We start from the raw sequence: 24,412 nt of genomic DNA on the forward strand, positions 1-24,412 counted from the left end.
GCGTGCATGCACATGAAGTCCTTCGTCACCAAGGCGCTGCTGACTGTGGGATTGCTCGCGGGCTGTGGTGGCGTAGCAGAGGAAAAGGACCCTTCGGTTGAGTCTCTCGCCGAGTGCGGGAGCGTGTGCGACCGGTTCTACGACCGCTGCCTGTTTCGTGAAAACAGGCCGGCAGATGAATGCATCGCGGATTGGGATGCCTGTATGGCTCACTTTTGCCCGGCGGTAGGCGTGGCGGAAGTGGAGTAACTCCCCCATCGTCCGTTTGCACGCCAGCGACTCGAGCGCTGGCGTGCAAGCGCTGCCTCAGCGCAGGTCGAGCAGCCCCGCGTCGGTGACCTTCTCGAGGTTCATCAACCAGGTCGACTCGTCCGTGTCAGTGTCGTGCACGCTGACCACGCCGCCCCTCGCGTGCAAGAGGAGCGTTCGCCCATCCGCGCTGATGTCGTGCGCACCCTCCATGCCTTGTGCCTTCAGCTCACGGACCTCATCCCGGTCGAGCGAGTACTCGTACAGCCGGGGGATGCCGTCGGAATAGGAGTTGCTCTCGATGAAGTACACCGTCCTGCGCCGCGCGCTGGCCGCCGCGAATTCGTGGCCACTGCAATAGGTCTCGTGAGTCCGCCAGACCCTCTCCTGACCGGTGCGCAGGTCGACGCGACGATAGGTGCCGGGATTCGACTCGTCGCAGCCCCCCTCATCGAACACACCCTCGCGGTAGAAGACCATCGAGTCTCCGAGCACCACGGGTGTCAGGAGTCCGCGCCGCTTCTGCTTCATGACGGGGCCGAGCTTCCAGGGCTTCGTGCCCGTGGCGTCCAGCGTGGCGATACGGACTCCGCCGCGCTCATGCCTCATCACCGTGCGCGACTCCCCCAGGACCAGGTGATTGCTCGCGGTGTCGGTCACCTGCGCGGGCAACACGCGAATGCCCTCGGGGCGAGTCCCGAAGCTCCAGCTCCACCACTCCGCGGTGGTCACCGTTCCGTTGGCGACGAGCACCCGCGAGCCGTCGGCCGTGAACTGCTCGGGACGCTGCGAGTGGTTGACATGGTTGCTGGTCCACTGCGCCGGAACTCCGGGGGTGATGGCCACGACGCCATCGAGATCCCCCATCACGAGCAGGTTGCCTTCCTTGACGCGTCCGGCTTTGTCGGTGGGCACATCGACCCTCCGGCCCGACAGCGTGATGCTCACCAGTCGGGTCGACGCGATATCTCCCGTGACCGAAACGGCCATCGCCCAGCGCCCCGTGGGTGGGTGCACGGCGAGGTACCAGAGTGAGCACGGCTCGGTCTCCCGAAACAACTTGCCCTTCTCTGCCCCACCCAGCATCCGGCGCTCCTCCACCTTTTCGCAGTCCGCGAGGGTTCGGGTGCCCCGCGGGTCGATATAGAGGACCTTCCCAGGGGCCAGGGCAATCAACGGCACCGGGGACACCGTGGCTTTGGGAGACACGGGGGGTTCGGCCCACGCCGTCGCGGACGTGGCCAGCAGTGCGGTAAGCACCATGCGGCGCAAGATGTCGTGCATGCGCCTGCAGACGGACGCAGGTTGGTTGTATTCACCACGTGTGCGACGACTTCACGGTTCGGTGGAGCGAGCTGACACGTGCTCCAGCGCCTCCATGACCTCCTGGAGCACTCCGAGCAGGGACGTCGTCGTCAAGGATGAGACCATCGAGGTCCCCGGGGGCATTGGCTCTGCCTGAATTGCAAAGACAGGACCAACGAGCCTCAAGGTGGGGTCGGCCCCGCGAGTTGGCATGGATGCCGTCGCCATCCGGCAAGCATCAGCGGCTTTCCGCGAACATGACGTCTGCCTCGTCGTATCCGGGATGACCACCCGCGCTTTCGTGGGTGGCTCCATCACCGGAGTTCGTCATGAAGCCTCTGCCGCGCGCACCTGGAGCATGGCGCTATCTCTGCATCCTGCTTCCGTCCTTGCTCTCCGCCTGCGGCGAATCCTCCGCCCCCAGCAGCGACGCCGGCCCGCCTGCCGACTCGGGCATACCAGATGCCGGTCCACGGCAAGAAGATGCGGGCACTCCGGATGCCGGTTCGCTGCCCGAAGACGCGGGCACTCCCGACGCCGGTCCTCCTCCATGGGATGGCACCTCCACCCCACTCGAGGACCTGGGCGACATCGTGGAGAGCGGCCGCCATGACTCGTGCCAGCTCGCCAATCCCGAGAGCCTCGACCCGCTCCTCTGCGAGAGTCTCACGGCCATCGACTTGTCGAACTGCTCGACCGAGGCGCTCTCCGGGGTGGAGGCCCAGGGCATCTACTACGTCAACCTCCGCGGGGAGATGCGCGTCCGCCCCAACCGTCCCACCGCCACCACCCTCTCCCGCGCCTCCGCCAGCTTCCTGCTCCATGCCGACGGCACGCCGGATGCTTTGAACCGCGGGCCGCTCATCGCCCGAGCGACGGAGGGAGGGACGTTGTTCATCGCGGGACGGCGCACCACGACACTCCCCACGGGAGTAGTCACCACCACCACCGCGCTCGCCGGCTGCCATGTGCCCGCGCCAGGGGGCATCACCGGCTGCTACGTGTCCTGCTCCAGCGATGAGCGGTTCGGCAAGACCCCTCGGGACCTTCATTGCCAACCGCATGACGTGGGCCGCCGGAGAGGGCGAGTCCTCCGGAGGCGTCTCGTTCGTATCGGAAGCCGCAACCCCACGGCGAGCCTATCCGCCGTCCCGTGCGAGCGATTGGAAGACGAAGGGATAGGTGATGGTCACCGCTCCCGTGCCCCAGGGCGCACGGAAGCGGGCTTGCGACAGCTCCGTCAGGAGGCAGGACAGGAACAGCGGGTCGTTAAGCGTCGACTCGATGATGTCCGCGTCCTGGAAGGACCCCTGCGTGCCCTGGCCCACCAGCGTGAAGCGCACCACCACGCGCTGATCGCCTGCGCCATGCTCGGCCAGGGGCGCGTAGCACTTCTGGAGCCCGGGGCGGACGTCCTGGATGGCCGTCCGGATGTCCTCCTTGCGCACCGTGGCCTCCTCGGCGGCTCCCATCGCCTTGACCGGCCGCGGACCTGAGGCCTCCATGCCTCCGGACGGAGCCTCGCGAGCCACTTCACCCGACGTCCCCGAGGGGAGGGGGGACCCGGGCTGGGTGGCTGGTGTGAGGGCAGTTCGCACCAGGCTTCCCCCTCCATATGTCTGGGGCGCGCGTGGGACGCCCGGCTCCACGGAAGGAGCGGTCGCGCGGACGGGCCTCGCCGCCTCCGTCACCGCGGGAACCTGGGGCGCCGAAGCCCTCCAGCAACGAGCCAGGAGCACCAGGCCCAGCGCCAGCACCACGAAGAGGGGAAAGAGTTTGCGCACGCTCCACCCAGGATAGCGTCCCATTCCCACGGAGCCAGCGTCAGGGCCAGGTTGTTCGAGGCGCGGGGAACCTAATCCTTTGGCCGGGTGGCGATTAACGGGCCGGCTGCCGCTGTTGCTCCGGGTATGAGGGGGAGAGGGAGCACACGAGAAGCCAAAGGTTGAAGCTGAATCCGGCGGACAGCACCGCGCTGGAGGCGCTGACGCACCGAGGACACGAGCCGGTGCGGGTGTTGCGGCGGGCCTGGGTGCTGCAACGGCTAACGGTGGCTTCGCATGCACACGGAAGCGTGACATGGGACGACGGGGGCCAGCTACGGTGGCCCCCGCCGACTGTCCATCTTCCGGCCTCCCCACCGTCCGGGTCTTCCGGCAGGGAGGCCGGCCGCGCTACAGCCGAACGCGGAGAATGGAGTTCGACGCCGTTCCGTCGCCGTTCTCCTTCATCATGTCCAGGTAGAGCGCGGGTGGATGGTCGCGCACCAAGGCGGTGCCCTGATCCACCGGGACTCCGTCCAACGCGCCCAGGTCCACGACCTGCTCGCGGTCCCACGTCCAGAGGTGCTGCTCTATCTTCGAGTTCCGGGCCACAGGCTGGCGGTACAGCAATCGGCGGGGCCCCGGGACGAACACCATTGGCGCGGCGGGAGACGTGCCAGTCTGGACGAGCGTCCACCTTTGGACGCCGCCCTGAAACCAATCCAAATAGAGCCTGTTCAACGGCTGCGGATCCTGGATCAGGGCCGCTTCTTCCGCGAAGTCTTCAGTGAAAGTGGGGCCCAGCAGGATAGCCGCCTGACCGGAGTAGGAAGGGGCCAGTACGAGGCCTGACGGAGGCACACGGGGGATCGACACGCCAGAGGCGTCCCGGAACGAGTCGAACCTGGTGGACGGAGGGCACACGACGGTGGGACAGGGGTCCGCACGGCAGAAGAGAACGGGCTGCTCCCCCGTTCGGGTCTCCCAGCAAATGCTGGCGGATGTCATCTCATTGCAGCGCTGCTCGGTGCAGGCATGAAGCTCATGTCCGAGCGGTACCTGCGGGGGCTGCGATTCCGAATACCGGCCCTCGACGTTCACGAGGACGTGGACCTCATCCATCATGATGGGCGTGGAGATGAGTTTCCACGGAGGCAGCTTGGCGTTCTGCCAGGTCTGCTCCCACAGCAGCGAGCCCGTGGCCGTGTCAAAAAGCAGGACCTTCCCCTCCGCGGACCAGCCATAGCGCGTTCCCAGCGGCGAGATGAATGGCTTGCCGGGCAGCTCCCCCAGGTTCGTGACCCCGCCTGTCGCCGCATCCACCAGCCAGGTCTTCGTCCCGTCCACGAGCAACAGGGTCGGCCCGCCCGCGCGCAGCTCCGGCGCTCCGCCCTCGACCTGGACTGGCCGGATTGGCGCGCAGTTGCCGGGCCGGCACGTCGCCGTCCGCACCACGAACAGGGACGTCACGCCCGCGCCCTCCTCTTCGAGGAAGGCGGCGTAGCTCAACGCCGCGTCATGGACCACGGCCCCCCGCGAGCGGAGCGTGAGGGGGATGGCGCTGGACGTCCCGGGCCGCCACAACCAGACGCTTCGCAGCCCATCCACCTCCTGACTCCACAGCAGCGCGGCGCTTCCGTCACTCGTGGTGTGCACGGCCTCCGCCCGGTCCGCGATGCGCATGGCTCCGCCTTCCGGCAGCGCCTGCGCGTAGGTGCCGTCCGCGCGGAGCGAGATGAGAAACGTCTGCCGCACATCCACCGCCAGCAGCCGCGCATCCTGCGTCACCGTCGAGAACACGGCCCCCGCGTCCACCTGCGTGCCCGCGTCCTCCTCCGTGCCCCCATCCACTTCCGCGCCCGCGTCCTCCTGCGTGCCTGCGTCCTCCTGCGTGCCTGCGTCTCCACCATCTCCAGGCTCCGTCCGGCAGGCGGTCAGGCTCATCCCCAGCAACAGCAGCCCCAACATCTTCCAGTTGCTTCCGGCGAATGAACGGCATCCAGACAATGACATGCGCGGCCTCCAGTCCATGGAAGGAATCCCCCCCGCAGCCGGCTCCGTGGAATGGAAGTGGCGCCGGGGGAGAGCCACTCCAGCCGGGCTACATGATGACAGACATGCCAGCATATGACCAACCTCAGAGCGCGAAACGCTGAATGACTGTCGAGGCGATGCCGCCATCCTCCTGCCACTCGAGCCCCTTCGGGTAGAGCGCGGGCGGCTCCTGCCGGAAGAGGGCGACGCTGGGAGAGCCTGCAACGGTCCCCACCCTCTTCACGGTCTCCCCGTCCCACTCCGAGAGGACACTCTCCACACCGCCGTCCGTGCCTTGTGAGGGGTTGACGAAGACGAACCGCTGCCGCCCCGGCACGAAGTCGAAGACAGCCAGATTGCTCTGCTTCGGGAACGTGAGCATCGCGAAGGTCGGCTTGTGCTCCCGTTCGTGGCCAAGCAGAAGCTCACCGTCCCGCCGCGCTGCGCGAGGACGCCCCTGCGCCTATGGCAAAGAAATCCGCGCGACGGTGAAGGGCCCTTGCTCCGCGTCCAGGGTCAGGTAGAGCATGCGCGGGTTGTCACGCACCTTGACGGCTTCGGGCAGTGGGCGTCGGTGTCCACCTAGCAGGCTGTTGAGAAACCCCTCCGAGGGATCGACACCCCGCACCGAGGCGTGATGTCCTCCGCGCCTCGGAGGGAGTGATGCCCGGACGAGCCAAGCAGCAGACGACGCTCTTCAGCCTGAGGACGCCAGGGGAGCGAGTCCCGGCGGACCATCCGCTGCGCAGGGTGAAGGACATGGCGGACGCCGCGCTGGCGGCGCTCTCGCCGACGTTCGATGCGATGTATAGCGGCACGGGGCGTCCGAGCATCCCGCCAGAACAGTTGCTGAAGTCCTGCCTCCTGATGGCGTTCTACTCGGTGCGCAGCGAGCGGCTGTTCTGCGAGCAGCTTGACTACAACCTCTTGTTTCGCTGGTTCCTCGACATGGGGATGGAGGACGCGTCCTTCGACCACAGCACCTTCTCGCAGAACCGGGACCGGCTGCTGGAGCACGACGTCGCCCGGAGATTCTTCATGGCCGTCATGGGCCAGGCACAAAGCGCGGGGCTCACCAGCAGCGAGCACTTCAGCGTGGATGGCAGCCTGATTGAAGCCTGGGCGTCCCTGAAGTCGTTCCGCCCGAAAGACGAGAAGGAGGACAAGAAGGAGCCGCCCGACGACAAGGGCAACCCGACGGTGAACTTCCACGGGCAGAAGCGTGGAAACACGACGCACGCCTCGACGACGGACCCGGAGGCGCGGCTGGCACGCAAGGGCGACGGCAAGGAGGCGCGGCTGGCCTACAGCCTCAATGGCGTCATGGAGAATCGCAACGGCCTGCTCGTGGACCTCGCGGTGATGCCAGCGGACGGCTTCGCCGAGCGCGACGCGGCGGTGATGATGCTCGAGGGGATGAAGTCCCGAAACGCACGTGCCTCCGTGGGTGCGGACAAGGGCTACGACACGAGGGACTTCGTCGCGGATTGCCGGCGCATGGGCGTGACGCCGCACATTGCCCAGACGACGGACCCGCGACGTCGCTCGGCCATCGACCGGCGAACGACGAGGCCCGTCGGCTACGCCACCAGCCAGCGGATACGGAAGTGAATCGAAGAAGTCTGGGGCTGGATGAAGACGGTGGGAGGCTTCCGAAAGACGCGTTTCAAAGGCAGAGAGCGGACGGAGTTGGCGGCCTACCTGGTGGGCGCCGCGTACAACCTGGTGCGGATGGCGCGGCTGACTGCCGCATAGGCGCCTTTCGCCCTCCGCATCCCCCGGATGACAAGGTTGAGAACGGAGGGCACGAGAAGCCCGGTTTCATGCCTTCAAACCGGGCTTCTTCAACAGCCTGCTAGAGCGCCGATCATGTTGATAATTCAATGATTTTGATCTCTTGCGGAAGGGGATCGAGTCCGGGACGACCGTCGAAACGACGCCCCGACGCAGGCTCGTCGCGGTGAACGGAATGGCGCCGTTGGGTGGCGCGGCTCGACAAACGCGTCTCCTCACGTATCATCCATCGATGATCGACAATCCGGTCTCGGACCGATACCATGCTTGCATCGCGCCCCTCGCGGCTTCCTCGGTGGCGAAAGCTGGTCGGTGCGTGCTGTCGTATGGCCACAATGGCGCCGATCTCGCCCGCGTACGACAGACTCTGACACTGCCCGCGGCACTCGAGCGCTTCTACGAGCAGGCTGATTCCATGCAGATCCGATGGAGCTTGCAACAAGGCGCCGCAATCGAGTACCTCGACCGCGAGATCGACATCGTTGGGGGAGAGGCGAACGTCCTCCCTGTTTCCACATGCGTCGACGGCATCGACGGCCGACGTGGAGCGGAACTACTCGACCCGTACGGATCCTTTCCGGAGGCGCGTGAGTTGCTCGACCGCCTCGCGCCCTTCGATTACTGCGAGGGCGAGTTCGCGGTCTGCCTCGAAATGGAATCGGGCCGGGTCCTCGACCGGCTGCATTTCGTGCCACTCGACGGAGACGGAGAGATCCGGCCGCTGCCAGTGGGCGTCGAGGACTATTTGCAGCGCGGCTTTGCCATGCATTTCATACACCACTGGGTCGAGGCAGCATTCTTCGACAGTCCTGACTGGACGGCGTTCTCGAAGCACTATCTCGCGCAGGTCTTCGGTTCGGAGTAGGAGACCGATTAGAACCTATTTCGGTAGGGAAGAAGGTCGGCCTCCAGTCGTGTTGAAGCGGTAGGAGGGTGCGGCCATGGGGTAGTGAAGAAGGACGACGGCTGGCGGGTGCCGGACGAGCTGTGGCGCCGGATTGAGCCGCTGCTGCCGGCACGTCCGGAGCACCCGCTGGGGTGCCATAACCCGCGAGTGCCTGACCGACAGGCCTTGGATGGAATCCTCTTGGTGCTGCGCACGGGGAAGCAGTGGGGCGCGTTGAAAGCCACGGCCCTGTGCCATCCGTCCTCTGCCTACCGACGCTTCCGGGAGTGGTTGTCCGCGGGCGTCTTCCGTGAGTTCTGGCGTCAGGGGCTGCTGGCCTATGATGGCTTGGCGAAGATTGATTGGCGCTGGCTAGCGCTGGACGGCACCCAGGGCAAAGCGCCGCTGGGTGGGGGAAAAAACCGGCCCCAATCCCACCGACAGAGCGAAGCGGGGCACCAAGCGCAGTCTGCTGACGGACTCGCGCGGCATCCCCCTCGGCCTCGTGGTCGCTGGAGCCAACACGAACGACTTCAAGCTGGCGCGCTCCACGCTTGAATCGATTCCAGTCCGAAGGCCCCTCCCGAGTCGGAGCCGTCGTCAGACGCTATGCGTCGACCTGGGCTATGCCTTCAGGCCCGTACGCGAGCTGGCCCAGGAGTATGGCTTCACGCTCCAGGCACCGAGACGACGCTCCCAGCTCGGTCCCAAGCGCGTGCGGCGTCGACGCCCTTCGCCGCGATGGGTCGTCGAGCGAACACACTCCTGGCTCAACCGCTTCCGACGTTTGCTGGTGCGCTGGGAGAAGCGAGAGGACACCTACGTCGCGATGCTGCACTTCGCGCTGGGCATCATCACCTGGTTCCACTCGCTCCTACCGAAATAGGCTCTTAGGGATTCCGAGGTTGGTTGTCGCACAGGCTTGGGGCGCCGGAGCATGTAGTAACCTGGGTCGTGCTCGTAGCCGTTCACCAACTCGTTCGCAGCGCTCTCTGTAGGGCAAATTCGCAAATTCGAACTGTCTATAATTCTGCAAATCTTTGCGAATACAGCAGTTTGCGCGTGGAAAACTGGGACGTTCTTTCTGATTCGCACCGTCCCGCGAAGAAGGCGGGCCATTCGTCGCTTGCCTCACCATGGCGATCGCGCTCCCGTTGTGACGGCGAGAGCGTGTCAACGTGACTTCCATGCGTCGAGGAAGGCCATAGTTACTGCGCCCAATGGTGCATGCAGCGCATCGACCTCGGTCAGGATCTGCTTCTTATCGTCCTCGGTGATCCGCAGACGACCAACCGCCAGCGCCAGCGCGAATTCCGCAGCGGGAGCTTTTCGGTCCTTGAAGATGCGGCCCAGGAGCAAACGGGCGTTAACGCTCTGATTCCCTGTGCCTTCGTAAGAATAGTCCAACTCCGCCGGAGCCGCAGCCCTAAGGATGGCTGCTTGGAGGGCCGGGTCGTTGAACCTGTAGAACACGCCTACGTCGAGCACCTTTCGATGCAGTGGATGTTGCCGGAGAGCTGGCTCTCGGCCGTCCTTGCCCTTGGTTCGAAGGCTATGGAGGAGGCACCTGATCATGCTGTAGACGTCCGCCTGAGAGGCGCTTGAGACATCAAATCCTGTCGGGAGGAAGACAAAGCCCGGTGACAACATGAGGCTTTCGTCGTTCTCAGATGGCCAGAACAGATTGGTCTGGAGCCCTCGTTGTTTTTCGGACTTGGCGGCATCGAGTGAGTCACGGCGTTTTTCGAGTTTTGCTCTGAGAGCGTCATTCGAGGGACTCTCCAACAGCTTCTGGAGTAGTGCCGTTTCGTCGTCCCACGCGTTCCTGGTTACCGCCGACGGATCGGGAAGTGGGAGTCGGGCGATGACGTGGTAGTCGTAGCGGTGTCCGTCTTCAGTGATCGTAACGCTCTGCTGCGTCTGTCTGGCGCGCTCCTCGGTAGCGCTCCTGTCGACCAACACGAAATAGGAGACCGACTTCACCGTGGAAATCGAACGCAATGTGCGGGACAGATCGATCACCGAAGTCCCAGAGGCCACAGTCGATGCGACGACGACCACCGTCTCAGGTGATGCGTCGAATTTTGTACCAGGTAAATCGTGGGCCGCGATTACTGTGGGACTGAGCCCGTGTGACTTGATGTGTGAGAAGAGTGCTGATGCCAGTGCTTTGGAGGCGGGGTCATCAAGATGAACAATCACGTTAACAGCGGCGGCTAGGGACTGCTGTACGCGGCGCCTGAACCGATTGGCCAATTTGGGAATGTTGGTTTGCTCCGATAGCAACTGGCTGGCATGTGGGGCCGAATCCAAGAAAATGTCCGACCTCTCTGTGTGTAGATTTGGCTGATAAGTTACGCGGAACACGCCGTTGCCAACGAGTTCATTAAGTACTCCCAGACTCTCCTTTGATAGGTCATTCCGCGTGGGTAGATAGGGGGTGACTGATATGTCGGATACTTGAAAATGCTCATCGGTCAACCACAGCGGGATCGAGCCAGCGCGACACAAGCCACAGTCGCTAGGCGGATACGACCGAATGGGTTTAAAACCCTGAGGGTTGTGCTTCTCGTGGTAGTCGAGATGACACACGGCCGATCGGTTCGACACCCCGAGTGAGAAAATGCACACGATCTGTTCGGGCGTGACCCTTTGCTTCTCGACAATCCTCTGCGCCAGACTTCCGCTGGTTGTCGCAGAGATCAGCCAGATGCTACCCTCCGTCGGGCCAGCGAAGGTATCAAGACCCTGATATGAGCCGAAGCTGTCGACGGAGAAGTTCGCCGTGCCGCGAAATCCCGTGAGCAGGTCTCGTACCGATGCTGCAACGGAGTTAATTGCGCCGGTGTCGGTATAGACAAAACCAACATCGTTCTTGAAGTGGGGTAGGCACCCCCACGCGATCAGTTCCAACTCGACGCTGTTTACGACCACGTTTCCAGCGCGGATGAACTGGTCGGTGTGTTTCTGGGAGGGCTTAGCATAGTGCACGGCACCCGATCCTTCCAAGACGCCGTGCCTGGCTCTCACTATCTTTGTGAGGATTCGAGTTAGCATCCCCGTTTGTTGGGTTTCATCGACGTCCTTGAGCCGTCCATTACGGCTGAATAGATACTCATGGCTCAGTGCGCCAAGTCCTGCTTTCAGTTGGATGAAGTCGTCGCAGTTGATCACGTTCGTGACTAGATCCCGCCGGAACTCTGGTGCGACGAGACTTATTGACTGGACAGTCCCAGGGGTCCGGTCCAGGAACAACTTGATCTGAGTGACGATTTCCCTAGGCTGCAGGGGGGTCGCACCGAGGTACAGTACGAGATCGTCTCCCGAAAAGGACCTTATGGTCTCCCTCGTGACAAGGACCCCATTCATGGACGAGATGTCGGTCATTGGGATACCTCTGGAATCGGAATAATGAAAGTCAGCACGGTTCCAGCGACGTCGGCCACGTTCTCCGAGGCTGGCCAGTCGGTGAACGATGCGGGGGCACCCTCCACAAAAGGCTCCTCATGAAAATTCCGGAAAAGGGATAGCCGACCGGTCCGAAGTCGCAGGAACCCGCCAAGTTGATGGAGGTCACGCATTGCTGCGCATAATCCCATTCCGCGATGCGGCATGCCCGATGAAGTTTTGTGCTTGTCGAAGCAGTCCAGACAGGCGGCTCGCTCGTCCTCCAGCGACAGCGATGTGAGGTCGCTGGTACCGCGGAAGCGGCGAGCGAGCCCTGGTCCACCGTCGAATACGGACATCTCAAGCACGCCCCCACTTCCTGCTGGGTCGAGATATTTAGCTAGGAACCTCGCGAGAGGAGCGTCCTGCTCGTGACGCTCCTCCAGGCCCGAGCCATGCTGAGCGGGATGCTGGCGGTGTCGCCGGATGAGTAGCCCGCGCACGCTCTTTCGGAGCGGTACGCCGTCGACCGTGGTCCGCGCCCACTGATGGGTGTTTCTGAAGGCCTCAAACAGAATCGTTCCAAGTCGCGTGGCGACGTCCTCTATGCGCACGCGTCGAGCACTATTTCCTTCGGCCAGGTTGAGACGTCGTGTGAACAAGGCCTTGAGGTCTCGCGCTGAGAGCACGTCCCCATTTGCGTAGTAGAGATTTCGGGGATGCGCTTTGGAGGTTCCATCGAAACAGAGCACGGCGAACGAGGTTCCTCGCTGGAACTTCGCGGATTCTTGGATCATCGCGTCGACATTTCGACCCGCCGCTGCGTAGCCCAAAGATCGAATATCTACCTTGTCCCAGGACGAGATAGCCCGGCTCAAAGTCACCGCAGAGAGTCCGACGACATTCTCGCACACCTTGTCGAGAGCGGTCTCCGCGTCCTTGTTCAGCAGCCCCAGGATGCGGAGACTCGGCACCTTTTGCTTTTGGCTCCAAGTCATCAGCAGCTGAAGCAGTGACGCATCCACACCGATGCGCTCTATGATGTCAGATGGGAGCTGCAGCTCCGTGTCCCCTGTGCTCTCCTGCAGGTCTAAAAGGTGGCGCTCGACGGAGTTAATCGTCTCGTTCCGATTGAATTGAATTGTCTTGCTCATCACGCCCAGTCCTTGCACACCCGCTTGGCCTGTTCGATCTCCACGGGTCCTGAATCCTCTTGGTTGTCCGGCGGGTATCCGTGCCTATGCTTCAGAACCCTAATCTTGAGAGAGATTTCCTTCAGCGTCAGCGCCCTGGTCCTTTTGGACGCAGGCATCGTCTCGAAGTTGTTCAGGCCAAAGGCGATTGCCCTCTGCATGCGCGACTTCCTTTGATCCGTGGCGTCCTCGGTCGGTGAGGCTCATCAGACGTAGAGAACTGCGCGTACGGCTCGTGAAGCTTCGCACGCAGCACCTCCTTCGGAGGCAGGATCGTCTGGTACTCGGCGACAAGCGTGGGCAACATCGTGCGCGCGAGCGCATGCTCGACAACCTCGCATCGCGAGCCAGAATCCCTTGGGATTCAGCGGCTCAGCCACGAAGGCCCCGTGACGCTCACCGCGCATACCCGGAAAGCAAAAAGGCCCTGCCGGGCTAGGGCAGGGCCTTCATTTTTGCTCCCCGACGTGGACTCGAACCACGGACATGGTGATTAACAGTCACCCGCTCTACCAGCTGAGCTATCGGGGAATATGTCCCGTCGCGGCGGCGTGCTGCCGTGACGGACGCGATTTCTAGAGAACCGAGCCTGCCCTGTCAACTGTCCTGTTCGATCCCATCTCCCGACTTTCCTCGCAGCCCTGGTCGGCCCTGCACGGACTCGCGCCCATCGCGTCCGATGCCCTTGGCCGGGTCCTCTCGGGGAATCCCGCCGAGCGCGTCCTTGACCGGACCCTGCGCTCCCACCGCGACCTGTCCCGCGACGGGCGCCGGGCCCTGAAGGAGGCCGTCTTCAACGTCGGCCTCTGGCGCCGCCGGCTGGGGTTCCTCCTGGACTCGCCGGACGCGTCGCCCTCCCAGCTCCTCTTCGCGCTCCTGCATGGACTGGGGGGCGTTCCCGCCCCGGAGGCCGCGGCCTGGGCCGGACTGGACGCTCCCGTGCCGCTGCGCACGGACACACCCCCGTCACTGGCGCTCCGGGCCTCCCTTCCCGACTGGCTCGCGGACCACCTCACTCGTGAACTGGGCCCGGAGGCCGAAGCCTTCTGCGCCCACCTCAACGTCCCGGGCCCCATCACCCTCCGGGTGAACCCAGCCCGCCTCTCCCGGGACGCCCTCGCCGCGCGCCTGTCCTCCGAAGGTGTCGCGACCCGTCCCGGCGCCTGGAGTCCGCTCGCACTCCATATCGACGGGCCCCGCCCGAACCTCTACGCCCTGCCGTCTCTTCGCGAGGGACTGTTCGAGGTCCAGGACGAGGGCAGCCAGCTCCTCGGGCTCCTCGTGGAGGCCCGGCCCGGCGAGACGGTGCTGGACCTGTGCGCCGGAGCAGGGGGCAAGACCCTCCAACTGGGAGCCTCCATGGAGAATTCGGGCCGGCTCATGGCCTATGACCCGGATGCGGAGCGGCTGGACCGGCTCCAGCAACGCGCCTCCCGCGCCGGACTCACCCGCGTCCAGGTGCTCCGGACTCCGCCCTCCGCGGGCCTCGGCGCCGACCGCGTCCTCGCCGACGTGCCCTGCTCCGAGCTGGGCTCGCTCCGCCGGGGCCCGGATCTCCGCTTCCGGCTCACCCCGGACTCCCTCTCCCGGTTCACCTCCACCCAGCGTGACATCCTGGCCCTCGCCGCCGCCTGCGTGCGCCCCGGCGGCCGGGTCGTCTACGCGACCTGCACCGTCAACCGCGCGGAGAACCAGGACGTCGTCGCGGACTTCCTCCGCTCCCGGCCCGACTTCCACTGGGTCCAGCCCGGCGCCGGATGGCTCCCGCCCGCCTGCGTCCAGGACGGCTTCCTCCTCGTCACGCCCCACCGTCACGGCACGGATGGCTTCTTCGCCGCCGTGCTCGAACGCGAGGCGGCGGGGTAGGGCGCCCGCGCTCACGGCCGGCAGGCGGCCGAGCGCTCCACGGAGCCTCGTTCCGCCGGCCAGCGGTACTCAACGCTTCGGCCTCCCGCCCCCCTGAATCACCGTGTCGCCTCCGCCCCGGGTGCTATGAAGCGCGGCGTGCGTTGGCTCAAGCCCCTTCCGCTCCGCCCCCGCGACACGGTGCACGTGGTCGCCCCCGCGGGCCCCTTCGAACAGGCCCCCTTCGAGGCCGGCCTCCGGCTCCTCTCCGAGCGCTACTCCCCCGTGGTCCGGCCCGACATCGGCGCCTCGCACCGCTACCTCGCCGGAGACGACTCCCGCCGCCAGGAGGAGCTGTCCCACGCGTTCCTCGACCGCTCCGCCCGCGCCATCTTCTGCGCCCGGGGCGGCTATGGCAGCTCGCGCCTCCTCCCCGCGCTCCCTCTGGACAAGGCCGGCCCTCTCGCCTTCACCGGCTTCTCCGACCTGACGTCCGTCCACTGCGCGCTCCAGGCGCTCCACCGCGTCTCCCTCCACGCGCCCGTCCTCACCCAACTGGGCCGCCAGTCACCCCAGGTCCAGGAGTCCTTCTTCCGCCTCCTCGAATCGCCGGAGGCGCCGCCGCCCCTGTCCGGCAACGCCACCTACGTCCCCGGCACCGCCGAGGGCGTCCTCGTGGGCGGCAACCTGTCCGTCTTCTCCCGGCTCCTGGGCACGCCCTACATGCCGCCGCTCGATGGCGCCGTGCTCCTCCTGGAGGACGTCACCGAGCGCCCCTACCGCATCGACCGCATGTGGACCCACCTGCGCCTGGCCGGCGTCTTCTCCCGCGTGCGCGGCATCGTCCTGGGCGACTTCACCGCCTGCGAGGAGAAGGATGCGCCGTACTCCAGCGCCGACGTGCTCCGCGAGCTGGCCCGGGACGCCAACATCCCCTGCGCCGCGGGCTTCCCCATCGGCCACGGGCCCATCAACTACCCCGTCGCCCTGGGCACCCACGTGCGCCTGGACGCGGACGCCGCGCGCCTCACGTTCCTCGAAGGCGCGGTGAGCCCCGGATGAGCTCGCATCCCATCGCCAACCTCCAGGCCGTGCTCGATGACGGCGTGGAGCTGGGCATCTTCCCCTCCGCCCAGGCCGTGGTGCTCCACAAGGGCATGCAGGTCTTCGGCGGCGTCGCCGGTCACGTGAAGGGCGACACGCGCTTCGACCTCGCCTCCCTCACCAAGGTCCTCTCCACCACCGCGCTCTTCCTGCGCCTGTGGACCGACGGCAAGGTGGGCCCCGACACGCTCGTGTCCCGCTTCTTCCCCGGCTCGCCCGCGGGCGACGCGGGCGTCACCGTCGCGGACCTGCTCTACCACCGCTCCGGCCTGCCCCCCTTCGTCCCGTTCTTCTCCGACGCCCTCAAGGCCCACCCGGAGCTGCTCGCCGCCGCCTGTCCCGCGAGTGTCCGCGCCCAGGCCCGCGACGAGGTCCTCCGCGCCGCCGCCGCCACGCCGCTCGAAGCGCCCGTGCGCACGCGGTCCGCGTACAGCGACGTGGGCTTCATCCTCCTGGGCGACATCCTCGCCCGGGCCGGCGGCGCCCCGCTGGACGTGCTCTTCACCCGCCACGTCGCGGAGCCCCTGGACCTCCAGGCCCGCTTCCACCGCCTCACCGACTTCCCCGCGGACGGCGCCACCGCGCCCACCGGCGCCATGCGCCCCCGCGAGCCCGCGCCCGGCCAGGAGTCGCTGTGGAAGGACGTGCCCTCCCAGCCGTCCCGGCCCGCGGAAGTCGATGATGACAACGCCTGGGTGCTGGACGGCGTCGCCGGCCACGCGGGCCTCTTCGGCACCGCCGTGGACGTGGCCCGCTTCGGCCAGGCCGTGCTCGAGGGCTGCGCGGGCACGCATCCGGCGCTGGCTCCCGGTCCCCTGTGGCACCGCGCGCTCGCCACGGATCCGCTGGTGGCGGGCAGCACCCGCTCCATGGGCTTCGACTCTCCGTCGAAGGGCCACTCCAGCGCGGGCCGCTTCATCGGCGACACGCCGCCCGGCGCGGTGGGCCACCTGGGCTTCACCGGCACCAGCCTCTGGGTGGACCTGCGCAGGTCGCTCGTCGTCGCGCTCATCACCAACCGCGTGGCCCAGGGCCGTCAGGACCTGCGCATCCGCGACTTCCGCCCCGCCTTCCACGAGCTCGTCGTGGAAGCGCTCGACCTTCACACCGCCCCTTAGGGGAACGCATGGCTGACGACAACGGCAACGTCCTCGACACCCTCGACCCGAAGTCCGTCCGCCGCATCCACCTGGTGGGTGTCGCCGGCACCGGCATGGGCTCCTTCGCCGGCATGCTCAAGGCCGCCGGCTACGACGTCACCGGCAGCGACGAGAACGTCTACCCGCCCATGAGCGACATGCTCCGGACGTGGGGCATCCCCGTGCGCACCCCGTACGCGCCCGCCAACCTGGACGCGGCGAACCCGGACCTGGTCATCATCGGCAACGTCATCCGCCGCGTGAACCCGGAGGCCACCTCCGTCCGCGAGCGCGGCCTCCAGCAGATGAGCTTCCCCGCCGCCCTGGGCACGCTCTTCCTGGACCGCTCGCACTCCGTCGTCGTCGCCGGCACGCACGGCAAGACCACGACGTCCTCGCTCATGGCCCATGTACTGGTGGCGGCCGGGAAGGACCCCTCCTTCCTCGTGGGCGGCGTCACCCAGAACTACGCGGGCAACTACCGCGTCGGGAAGGGCCCCCACTTCGTCGTCGAAGGCGACGAGTACGACACCGCCTACTGGGACAAGGGCTCCAAGTTCCTCCACTACCGCCCGCGCACCGCCATCCTCACCAGCGTGGAGTTCGACCACGCGGACATCTTCCGCGACCTGCCCCACTACGAGGCCACCTTCGAGAAGTTCGTGCGACTGGTGCCCCAGGACGGCCAGCTCGTCGTCTGCGCCGCGTACCCCAACGCCGTGCGCATCGCTCGGGGCGGCACCGCGCCCGTCATCACCTACGTGGCGAAGGAGGGCGCGGACGCGGACTACACGCCCCGGAACCTCTCCTTCGGTCCGGAGGGCGCCCGCTTCGACGTGGTGGAGCGCGGCCAGTCCCTGGGCACCGTGACGCTGCCGATGTCCGGCGCGCACAACGTGGAGAACGCCCTGGGCGTCATCGCCGCCGCGCGCGGCCTGGGCCTCACCTTCGCCGAAATCCAGCAGGGCCTCTCCACCTTCCAGGGCGTGAAGCGCCGCCAGGAGGTGCGCGGGGACGTGGACGGCGTGCTCGTGGTGGACGACTTCGCGCACCACCCCACCGCCGTGCGGGAGACCCTCGCCGCCATCCGCCACCGCTACCCGGACCGGCGCCTGTGGGCCATCTTCGAGCCGCGCTCCAACACCAGCCGCCGCAACATCCACCAGGAGGACTACGCGCACGCCTTCCCGGGGGCCTCGCGCGCCAGCCTCAAGGTGCCCGAGCGCCACGACAAGGTGCCCGAGGGCGAGGAGCTCAACGTCCCCAAGCTGATTGAGGCGCTCCAGGCCCAGGGCATCGCCGCGGACGGCGCCACCGACGTGCAGACGCTGGTGGACCGCGTCTCCTCCGAAGCGAAGGCCGGCGACGTGCTGCTCGTGATGAGCAACGGCGCCTTCGGGGGCTTCATCGACAAGCTGCTTGCCGCCCTGAAGTCCCGGGCGGGGAAGGGGACCTGAGCCATGCGCCGCCTGTTCGTCACCTCGCTGGGAGCCCTGCTGCTGGCCACCGGCTGTGCCTCGAAGTCCCCCGCGCCGCTGCCGCCGCTCACGGACTCGTCCCCGGCGGGCGGCTCCAGCGCCTCGTCCGCGGAGTCGTCGCGCAAGGGCCCGGGCCAGCCGCTCGCCTTCCAGGTGAAGCACTACCCGGACAACAGCGTGTACGACCTGAAGAGCGACCGGGGGCAGGTCGTCCTGCTGGACGTGTGGGCCACGTGGTGCGAGCCCTGCAAGGACGCGCTGCCCATGTACGAGCAGCTCCAGCGCGAGTACGGCAAGCGCGGCTTCAAGGTGTACGCGCTCAACGTGGACGAGGACGTGCGCGCCATCCCGCCCTTCCTGGAGGAGGCGAAGGTGGAGCTGCCCATCCTCCTGGATGCCAACGCGCTGGTGTCCGAGCGCCTGCTGAAGGTGCGGCTGATGCCCACCACCTTCTTGATTGACCGCAAGGGTGTCGTGCGGCACGTGCACGAAGGCTTCGCCGAGGAGTTCCTCCAGCAGTTCCAGACGGAGATCGAGCAGCTGCTCGCCGAGCCCGCATCCTGACCACGCTGAAGGGGAACGCACCCATGGCCCACGACTCCGAAACGCCGGCCGCGCTGCGCCTCACCGCGGAGGAGGGCGCCCGGATGGCCGGCGGCATCCTCCGCGAGCGCTTCCCCCTGCACCGCACCATCGAGTTCAAGGGCGGCATCGACCTGGTCACTGACGCGGACCGGGCCTCCGAAGCCGCGCTGCTGGACTTCCTCCGGCAACGCCACCCGCACCACGCCATCCTCGCGGAGGAGAGCGGCGCGTCGCAGGGCTCGGACACCTTCCGGTGGATCGTGGATCCGCTGGACGGCACCACCAACTACTCGCACCAGGTGCCGCACTTCTGCGTCAGCGTGGCGGTGGAGGGGCCGGAGGGCACGGTCGCGGGCGCCGTCTACGACCCCATGCGCGACGAGCTCTTCTCCGCCGCGAAGGGCGAGGGCGCCACGCTCAATGGCCTGCCCCTGAAGGCCAGCCCCACCGACACGCTGGAGCGCTCGCTCTTGTGCACGGGCTTCCCCTACGACGTGCGCGAGCGCCCGGACCTGCCCGTGGGGCTCTTCACCCAGCTCATCCTCCTGGCTCAGGGCATGCGCCGCACCGGCAGCGCCGCGCTGGACCTGGCGTACGTCGCGGCGGGCCGCTTCGACGGCTACTTCGAGTTCGGCCTCAAGCCCTGGGACATCGCCGCGGGCGCCCTGCTGGTGGCCGAAGCCGGCGGCGTCATCGTGCACATCGACGGGCGGCCCTTCGACGTGCTCAAGGGCGACGTGCTCGCGAGCGGACCCCACCTGGCGCCGAAGCTCATGGCCCAGGCGAAGCGGTTCCTGGAGGAGATTGGCTGGACGTCGCGGGACTAGAAAAAGCTCTCCGGCACGAAGACGATGTCGCCGGCCTGGAGCAGGAAGTTGCGCTCACGGCCCACGCCGATGTCCTCCACGGGCACGCGAATCTTGCGCTCCTGCCCGTTCACCACGCGCGTGACGAGCGTGTTGTTCTTCGCCGCGAGCTTGGTGAAGCCGCCCGCCAGGGTGATGGCCTGGATGATGGACACCTCGCCGTCCACCGGGAACGTGCCGGGCTTCTGCACCTCCCCGAAGACGAAGATCTTCTGCGAGTTGTACTCCCGCACCAGCACCGACACCTGTGGGTGGCGCAGGTAGCGCGCCAGGCAGTCGCGCAGCGCGTCCGCCGCGGCGCTCGCGGTGCGGCCCGAAAGCGCCACCTTGCCGCACAGCGGATAGTCGATGGTGCCTTCCGGCGACACGCGCCAGGTGCCGGAGTGCTCGGGCTCCTGGAAGACGCGCACCTCCACCACGTCCCCCGGCCCCAGGTTGCCGCCGGACGTCTTCGCGGCCTCCGTCGCGGCGGCGGGCGTGGGCGCGGGCGGAGGCGGGCGCGTGTCCGCGTGGCACGCCAGCACCAGCGCGAGGAGTCCCGGAAGGATGAGTCGCGAGGGACGCATGGGCGCGGGCCTCAGTACGACACGGACATCCGCGCGTAGCCTTCGTGGCGGGTGTAGTTGAGGCCGGCGGCGCCCAGCGAGGAGGAGCGCGTGCCCAGCGTGTAGCCCACCGAGCCCACCAACCATGGGCGCAGCTGGTAGTCCGGCCCCAGGTCCAGCGTCACCAGCGTGTCGCTCCGGCCGCCCGCGAAGGAGAGGAAGTCCAGCGCGCTGGAGGCGTGCAGCGCGAGCCGGCCGCCCATGAGCGAGCGGGCCTCCGCGTAGACGCGGTCGTCGCGGAAGGTGCCGTAGGAGGCCACCGGTTCGAAGGCGCGCAGGTAGCCGCCCTTCACGGTGAGCGACGGGCCCCACAGGTACGTGCCCTCCGCCTGCGCCACCACGGTGCCTCCGCCGCTCGCGCCCAGGTTCTGGCTCCAGCCCGCCTTCGCCGTCAGGGTGATGCGCGGGGACACGAGCCCCGCGACGCCCGCCATGGCATGCAGGAGCAGCGCGCTGGGCGTGGTGGTGTCGTTGAAGTAGCCGCGGTAGCCCACGCCCGTGTCCACGATGACGGCCGTCTTCGGCAGGAAGCGCCAGCGGCCCTCCACGCCCGCGCGCAGGTTGCCGTAGTTGAACTGGCTGGCGGCGAGCGGATCACACTCCGTCGCGGTGCAGCCCACCGGGGCCATGCCGCCCAGGGGCTCGAAGAACTCCATCGCGTACGACAGCGCCGGCGTCACCTCCAGCGCGCCGCCGCCGGGCTTCCACTGCGCCCGCGCGCGCGCCTCGTTGTAGAGGCTCAGGATGCCCGCGCCCAGCGCCACCGTGCGCGTGCGGTCCGAGCGCGTCAGCTCGTCGCCGACCTCCACGGACAGCGTGCTCTCCTGGTTGAACCGCAGCGCCAGGTCCGCCGCGCCCTCCAGGTGCGACGCCGCGCTGGAGCCCGCCGTCAGCAGACCCGTGTAGGCCACGTAGTCCAGGTTGCCGCGCAGCGCGATGGCCAGCTTCGGGGACGGCACGTCCAGCATCAGGCCGGGACGGATGTGCAGCGCCAGCTCTCCGGACAGGTCCGGCGACAGGGGGCCCGTGCCCGCCTGACGGAAGTAGCCCACGCCGCTGTCCAGGCGCGTCTCCAGGTCCAGCGTCGGGTGCAGCCGCCCGTTGCCCACCTTGAGGCCATTGCCGCCCGGCGCGCGCCCGCCCGCGAAGGACTGCGCCGCCGCCGTCAGGGGCAGCAGCGCCACGAGCGCCAGGGCCCCGAGGGCAAGACGGAATGTCCCAGGCTGCGTCATGGTGTCCGAGGCGGTGTCAGAAGCGATCCGGGAGGCAAGGCAGTCGGCATAGCACGCGGGTTTCCCCACCGGAACAAACGGTCCGGGGCCGGGACCGTGAGGGCAGGGAGGAAGCCGGGCACTCAGTCGGTAGGGCTCGCGGGGGGAGGCCGCACGATCAGGTCCGGCGGCGCGGAGGGACGCGTGGGGTCTCCGCCGGGCAGGTTGTCGGGCTCCTCCACCTCCACGAAGAGGTTCTCGTCGGTGCGGAAGGCGAGCTGGCCGATGCACTCCTCGGCCTCCGAGCGCAGCTGCCCCACCTTCTGCTGGGCGATCATCACCTTGGTGAACTCATGCTCTCCGGGCGCCGCCTCGCTCTTGCTCACGGCCTCCTGGAGGGCCACGTCCGCCTGTTCGGAGATGCGCAGGAGGCCCTTGATTTGCGTCAGCTTCTCGTTGGCGCAGTTGAGCTTCACCACGTCCTTGGTGCGCCGCGCCTCCTCCACCTTCTCCAGCACCTGCCGCAGCGCCTCGCGCATGCCGCCCAGGGCCTGCGTGCTGCGCTCCAGCTTCTGGCTGTCCGGCACTTCGCCGGCCTTGTCCAGGGCCGCGGGGGAGGTGCGGGCCGGCGGCGCGGACGTCTGCGCGAGCGCCATCGCGGGGAGGAGCATTCCCCCGACCACGGCGAGCATTCCAAGGGTGCGCATGCGCCTCACGAGTCCTTCCGGCCCCTATCACCTGCGCCGTCGAGCGTAGGAGCGAGGGGGTGGGGTGTCAACGCAATGCCCCACCGCCCCGGAGTCCGGGTTTCCACCCGCGCTCAGTCCTGTGGGGCGAGGCGGGCGTTGGCCTCGCGCAGGCGGGCGGACAGGCTCCGCGCGATGTTCACGACGATGAAGGTGAAGCCGTCGGCGTGAGCCAACCGGAAGGTGCGCAAATCCTGCGCGGTGAGCTGGAGCAGCTCCACCTCGCCCAGGGCCCGCACGGTGGCGGAGCGGTGGTCCTTGTCGATGAGGCCCATCTCCCCGAAGAACTCCGGAGGGCCCAGCACCGTGAGCGGCGTCACCCCGTTGCCCGTCCCCCGGCGCACCACCTCCACCTGGCCCCGGACGATGACGAAGAGGCTGTCGCCCAGGTCGCCCTCCTCGAAGACCACCTCCCCGTGCGTGTAGCGGTACAGCCGCGCCAGCTCCGCCAGCCGCGCCAGCTCCGCGGGGGCGAGCATCTCGAAGAGGGGGGATGTGGCGATGACGGCCAGCTTCTCCATGTGCTCCCCGTGGGTCCGGCTCCCCAGGAAGGTCCGGACGGTCGAGCCTATTCCCCTGGCGAGAAGATGAACGGGTAGCTGACGGGGACGTCGTCACTGGGTTGGAAAGGGAACTTCCAGCCGCGGATGGTGGTGACGATGCAACTGCTGACGCCCTCGGACCGCAGGGTGGATTCGTCCACCTCGATGTTGCCTGCGCGGCCGTCCGGCTTGAGGTTGAAGCGGACCATGACCCGGCCCTTGAGGGTGGGGTCGCGCTTGAGCTCCTTCTCATAGCAGCGCTGGATGGACGCCTTCATGCGCTGGATGAAGCGCGCCAGGTCCTTGGGGCTGACCTCCGAACTGTCCACTTCTGGCACCGCGTCCGCGACCTGGGGCACCTTGACGACCTGCTTGGGACCGGTATCCACGGCCCCCGCGCCGCGCGTCACCTGCGCGCCGATGGCCGCGACCTTGCCCCCGGTGTCGCCCTGGGGATGGGCGATGGCGTTGCTCCCGCCGGAGCCCAGCGCGAGCGCGCCCCCGCCGGCCTTCGCCCCCGAGAGGGCTTCGGCGACACTCGCGCCGCCCACGTCCTGGCCGAGCAGGTTCTCGATGGCGCCCCCGCCGCCCTTGGCGCCCAGCACCTTGAGGATGCCGCTGCCTGCCACGCGGTCCTCCAGCTGACGGCGGCGCTCCTCCGGGTTGGCGGCGGGCGTGGCCGTCGCCGCCGCGGCCGTCTTCTTCGGCGTGGCCTTCGCCTCGTCCGGCTTCTTCTCCTTCGCGGCCGTGGCCTCCCGGGGCTCGTCCTTCTTCGCGGGCTGGGGCGGGATGATGGCGCGCACGAAGCGGTCTTCCAACTGGTCCAGCTCGACCTCCGCCTCCACCGGCGCGGGCTGGGCGACGATGAACCCGACGCTCAGCACATAGAGCGCGAGCATCGCCAGGAGGATGCCGAAGAAGAGCCGGTCCACCGTGCGCCAGGGGCTGGCCTTCAGCTCAGGGGGCAGGGCGGGCTTCGCGCCCTCCGGCGGCGCGGGGATGAAGTGGAAGAAGAGCGTGGCGTCCGGCAGCTCCACCTTGCCGCGGGCGCTCTCCTGGAGGGGCAGGTCGTAGGTGTCGTCCGCGCGGCGCGTGGCCAGGCCCTGGGTGCGCAGCGCGTCGAAGTCCACGTCCGACGAGCCCAGGTTGACGCGGCCCTGCATGTGCTCGTCGATGATGAGGTGGAACTGCTGGCCGCGGTTCTCCAGCACCTTGAAGCGCGCGGGCCGCAGCTCCGCCGCGGGCAGGACGATGGTGTTGCGCGCGTCCTCGCCGATGGTGACGGAGTCGTGGAGCAGGTGGTGCTCCTCCACGATGCGCCCGTCCTGGATGACGCCGACGCGCAGCAGCTTGGGGCGGGTTTGAAGGGACATGGAGCTAGAAGGGGTCCTGCTGCACGCTCTGGACCACCTTGGGCACGAAGCTCTCGGTGCGGTTCAGGTCGTCGAAGCTCGGCTTGGAGCGGTCGAGGAAATAGAAGGCCTCCGGCTTCTGGATGCGCCCCTCCACCTTGATGGCCTCCAGGTGGATGGCCTTCCGCGGCTTCTTCGTCGCTGGAGCCGGGGTCGCGGGGGCCGCGCCCTCCGCTGCCTTCGCCGTGGACGCGGGGTCCTCCGCCCAGGACGGAGGGGCGGCGACAAGCAGCAGCAGGAGCAGGGTGGGGCGCATGGGCGTGGAAGG

22 protein-coding genes, 1 tRNA gene and 1 pseudogene are annotated in these 24,412 nt (G+C 67.4%); 10 read left to right on the forward strand and 14 right to left on the reverse strand.

Annotated elements, in window-relative coordinates:
• Positions 1-12: 12 nt before the first annotated feature.
• Positions 13-249, forward strand: coding sequence for a hypothetical protein (locus tag FOF48_RS05315; protein WP_143899010.1), 237 nt, complete (start codon positions 13-15; stop codon positions 247-249).
• A 57-nt stretch (positions 250-306) separates the two neighbouring features.
• Here FOF48_RS05315 and FOF48_RS05320 read toward each other — a convergent pair whose 3' ends face one another.
• The 4 genes from FOF48_RS05320 to FOF48_RS05335 form a co-directional block, all read right to left on the reverse strand.
• On the reverse strand, positions 307-1,533 hold the full coding sequence (locus FOF48_RS05320; RefSeq protein ID WP_143899011.1) for a hypothetical protein: 1,227 nt from the start codon (positions 1,531-1,533) through the stop codon (positions 307-309).
• 1,160 nt (positions 1,534-2,693) lie between these two features.
• Complete coding sequence (locus FOF48_RS36345) at positions 2,694-3,026, reverse strand: AgmX/PglI C-terminal domain-containing protein (protein WP_186001779.1); 333 nt, start codon at positions 3,024-3,026, stop codon at positions 2,694-2,696.
• 702 nt (positions 3,027-3,728) lie between these two features.
• Positions 3,729-5,330 (reverse strand): hypothetical protein, encoded by a 1,602-nt coding sequence (locus tag FOF48_RS05330; RefSeq protein WP_143899012.1) that lies wholly within the window; start codon positions 5,328-5,330, stop codon positions 3,729-3,731.
• Between the two features lie 124 nt (positions 5,331-5,454).
• Positions 5,455-5,733, reverse strand: coding sequence for a hypothetical protein (locus FOF48_RS05335; RefSeq protein WP_143899013.1), 279 nt, complete (start codon positions 5,731-5,733; stop codon positions 5,455-5,457).
• 281 nt (positions 5,734-6,014) lie between these two features.
• On the opposite strand from FOF48_RS05335, the pseudogene FOF48_RS05340 reads away from it, so the two are divergent.
• The 3 genes and pseudogenes from FOF48_RS05340 to FOF48_RS05350 all read left to right on the forward strand — a co-directional run bounded on the left by FOF48_RS05340 (position 6,015) and on the right by FOF48_RS05350 (position 8,917).
• Positions 6,015-7,106 (forward strand): annotated as a pseudogene (locus FOF48_RS05340) (IS5 family transposase).
• A gap of 142 nt (positions 7,107-7,248) precedes the next feature.
• Positions 7,249-8,010, forward strand: coding sequence for a hypothetical protein (locus FOF48_RS05345; RefSeq protein ID WP_143899014.1), 762 nt, complete (start codon positions 7,249-7,251; stop codon positions 8,008-8,010).
• Between the two features lie 84 nt (positions 8,011-8,094).
• Positions 8,095-8,917, forward strand: a protein-coding gene (locus FOF48_RS05350) for an IS5 family transposase (protein WP_370456546.1) whose coding sequence is annotated in 2 segments (ribosomal slippage) — positions 8,095-8,442 and positions 8,444-8,917 — 822 coding nt in all. Because the reading frame shifts where the segments join, the coding sequence is not laid out codon by codon here.
• Positions 8,918-9,204: 287 nt separating this feature from the next.
• Here the strand turns inward: FOF48_RS05350 and FOF48_RS05355 are convergent.
• From FOF48_RS05355 to FOF48_RS05375, 4 genes are all read right to left on the reverse strand, one after another.
• Complete coding sequence (locus FOF48_RS05355; RefSeq protein WP_143899015.1) at positions 9,205-11,418, reverse strand: hypothetical protein; 2,214 nt, start codon at positions 11,416-11,418, stop codon at positions 9,205-9,207.
• Complete coding sequence (locus FOF48_RS05360; protein ID WP_143899016.1) at positions 11,415-12,572, reverse strand: hypothetical protein; 1,158 nt, start codon at positions 12,570-12,572, stop codon at positions 11,415-11,417. The genes FOF48_RS05355 and FOF48_RS05360 overlap by 4 nt, the downstream gene beginning before the upstream one ends.
• Positions 12,572-12,772, reverse strand: a complete 201-nt coding sequence (locus FOF48_RS05365) for a DUF3387 domain-containing protein (RefSeq protein ID WP_143899017.1) — start codon at positions 12,770-12,772, stop codon at positions 12,572-12,574. Before FOF48_RS05365 ends, FOF48_RS05360 begins: the two co-directional genes overlap by 1 nt.
• 297 nt (positions 12,773-13,069) lie before the next feature.
• A tRNA-Asn gene (locus tag FOF48_RS05375) sits at positions 13,070-13,142 on the reverse strand.
• A 138-nt stretch (positions 13,143-13,280) separates the two neighbouring features.
• Here FOF48_RS05375 and FOF48_RS05380 point away from each other — a divergent pair.
• The 6 genes from FOF48_RS05380 (at position 13,281) to FOF48_RS05405 (ending at position 19,589) form a co-directional block, all read left to right on the forward strand.
• Positions 13,281-14,477, forward strand: coding sequence for an RsmB/NOP family class I SAM-dependent RNA methyltransferase (locus tag FOF48_RS05380; RefSeq protein WP_186001794.1), 1,197 nt, complete (start codon positions 13,281-13,283; stop codon positions 14,475-14,477).
• A gap of 126 nt (positions 14,478-14,603) precedes the next feature.
• Positions 14,604-15,518 (forward strand): LD-carboxypeptidase, encoded by a 915-nt coding sequence (locus tag FOF48_RS05385; RefSeq protein WP_143899019.1) that lies wholly within the window; start codon positions 14,604-14,606, stop codon positions 15,516-15,518.
• Positions 15,515-16,678, forward strand: a complete 1,164-nt coding sequence (locus tag FOF48_RS05390; protein ID WP_143899020.1) for a serine hydrolase — start codon at positions 15,515-15,517, stop codon at positions 16,676-16,678. Before FOF48_RS05385 ends, FOF48_RS05390 begins: the two co-directional genes overlap by 4 nt.
• 8 nt (positions 16,679-16,686) lie before the next feature.
• Complete coding sequence (gene mpl / locus FOF48_RS05395) at positions 16,687-18,156, forward strand: UDP-N-acetylmuramate:L-alanyl-gamma-D-glutamyl-meso-diaminopimelate ligase (RefSeq protein WP_143899021.1); 1,470 nt, start codon at positions 16,687-16,689, stop codon at positions 18,154-18,156.
• Positions 18,157-18,159: 3 nt separating this feature from the next.
• On the forward strand, positions 18,160-18,741 hold the full coding sequence (locus FOF48_RS05400; protein ID WP_143899022.1) for a TlpA disulfide reductase family protein: 582 nt from the start codon (positions 18,160-18,162) through the stop codon (positions 18,739-18,741).
• 23 nt (positions 18,742-18,764) lie between these two features.
• Positions 18,765-19,589 carry an inositol monophosphatase family protein gene (locus FOF48_RS05405; protein ID WP_143899023.1) on the forward strand — a complete coding sequence of 275 codons (825 nt, stop codon included), beginning with the start codon at positions 18,765-18,767 and terminating at the stop codon, positions 19,587-19,589.
• Here the strand turns inward: FOF48_RS05405 and FOF48_RS05410 are convergent.
• From FOF48_RS05410 to FOF48_RS05435, 6 genes are all read right to left on the reverse strand, one after another.
• Positions 19,586-20,194, reverse strand: coding sequence for a polysaccharide biosynthesis/export family protein (locus tag FOF48_RS05410; RefSeq protein WP_143899024.1), 609 nt, complete (start codon positions 20,192-20,194; stop codon positions 19,586-19,588). The two genes, FOF48_RS05405 and FOF48_RS05410, sit on opposite strands and share 4 nt — an antisense overlap.
• 11 nt (positions 20,195-20,205) lie before the next feature.
• Complete coding sequence (locus tag FOF48_RS05415) at positions 20,206-21,465, reverse strand: hypothetical protein (protein WP_143899025.1); 1,260 nt, start codon at positions 21,463-21,465, stop codon at positions 20,206-20,208.
• A 122-nt stretch (positions 21,466-21,587) separates the two neighbouring features.
• Positions 21,588-22,151, reverse strand: a complete 564-nt coding sequence (locus tag FOF48_RS05420; RefSeq protein WP_143899026.1) for a hypothetical protein — start codon at positions 22,149-22,151, stop codon at positions 21,588-21,590.
• Between the two features lie 113 nt (positions 22,152-22,264).
• Positions 22,265-22,711, reverse strand: coding sequence for a cyclic nucleotide-binding domain-containing protein (locus FOF48_RS05425; protein WP_143899027.1), 447 nt, complete (start codon positions 22,709-22,711; stop codon positions 22,265-22,267).
• 47 nt (positions 22,712-22,758) lie between these two features.
• Positions 22,759-24,105 carry an AgmX/PglI C-terminal domain-containing protein gene (locus tag FOF48_RS05430; RefSeq protein WP_143899028.1) on the reverse strand — a complete coding sequence of 449 codons (1,347 nt, stop codon included), beginning with the start codon at positions 24,103-24,105 and terminating at the stop codon, positions 22,759-22,761.
• Between the two features lie 4 nt (positions 24,106-24,109).
• Complete coding sequence (locus tag FOF48_RS05435) at positions 24,110-24,400, reverse strand: hypothetical protein (protein WP_143899029.1); 291 nt, start codon at positions 24,398-24,400, stop codon at positions 24,110-24,112.
• Positions 24,401-24,412 lie beyond the last annotated feature (12 nt).

Source organism: Corallococcus sp. Z5C101001, from assembly GCF_007352635.1.
Lineage (GTDB): Bacteria > Myxococcota > Myxococcia > Myxococcales > Myxococcaceae > Corallococcus > Corallococcus silvisoli.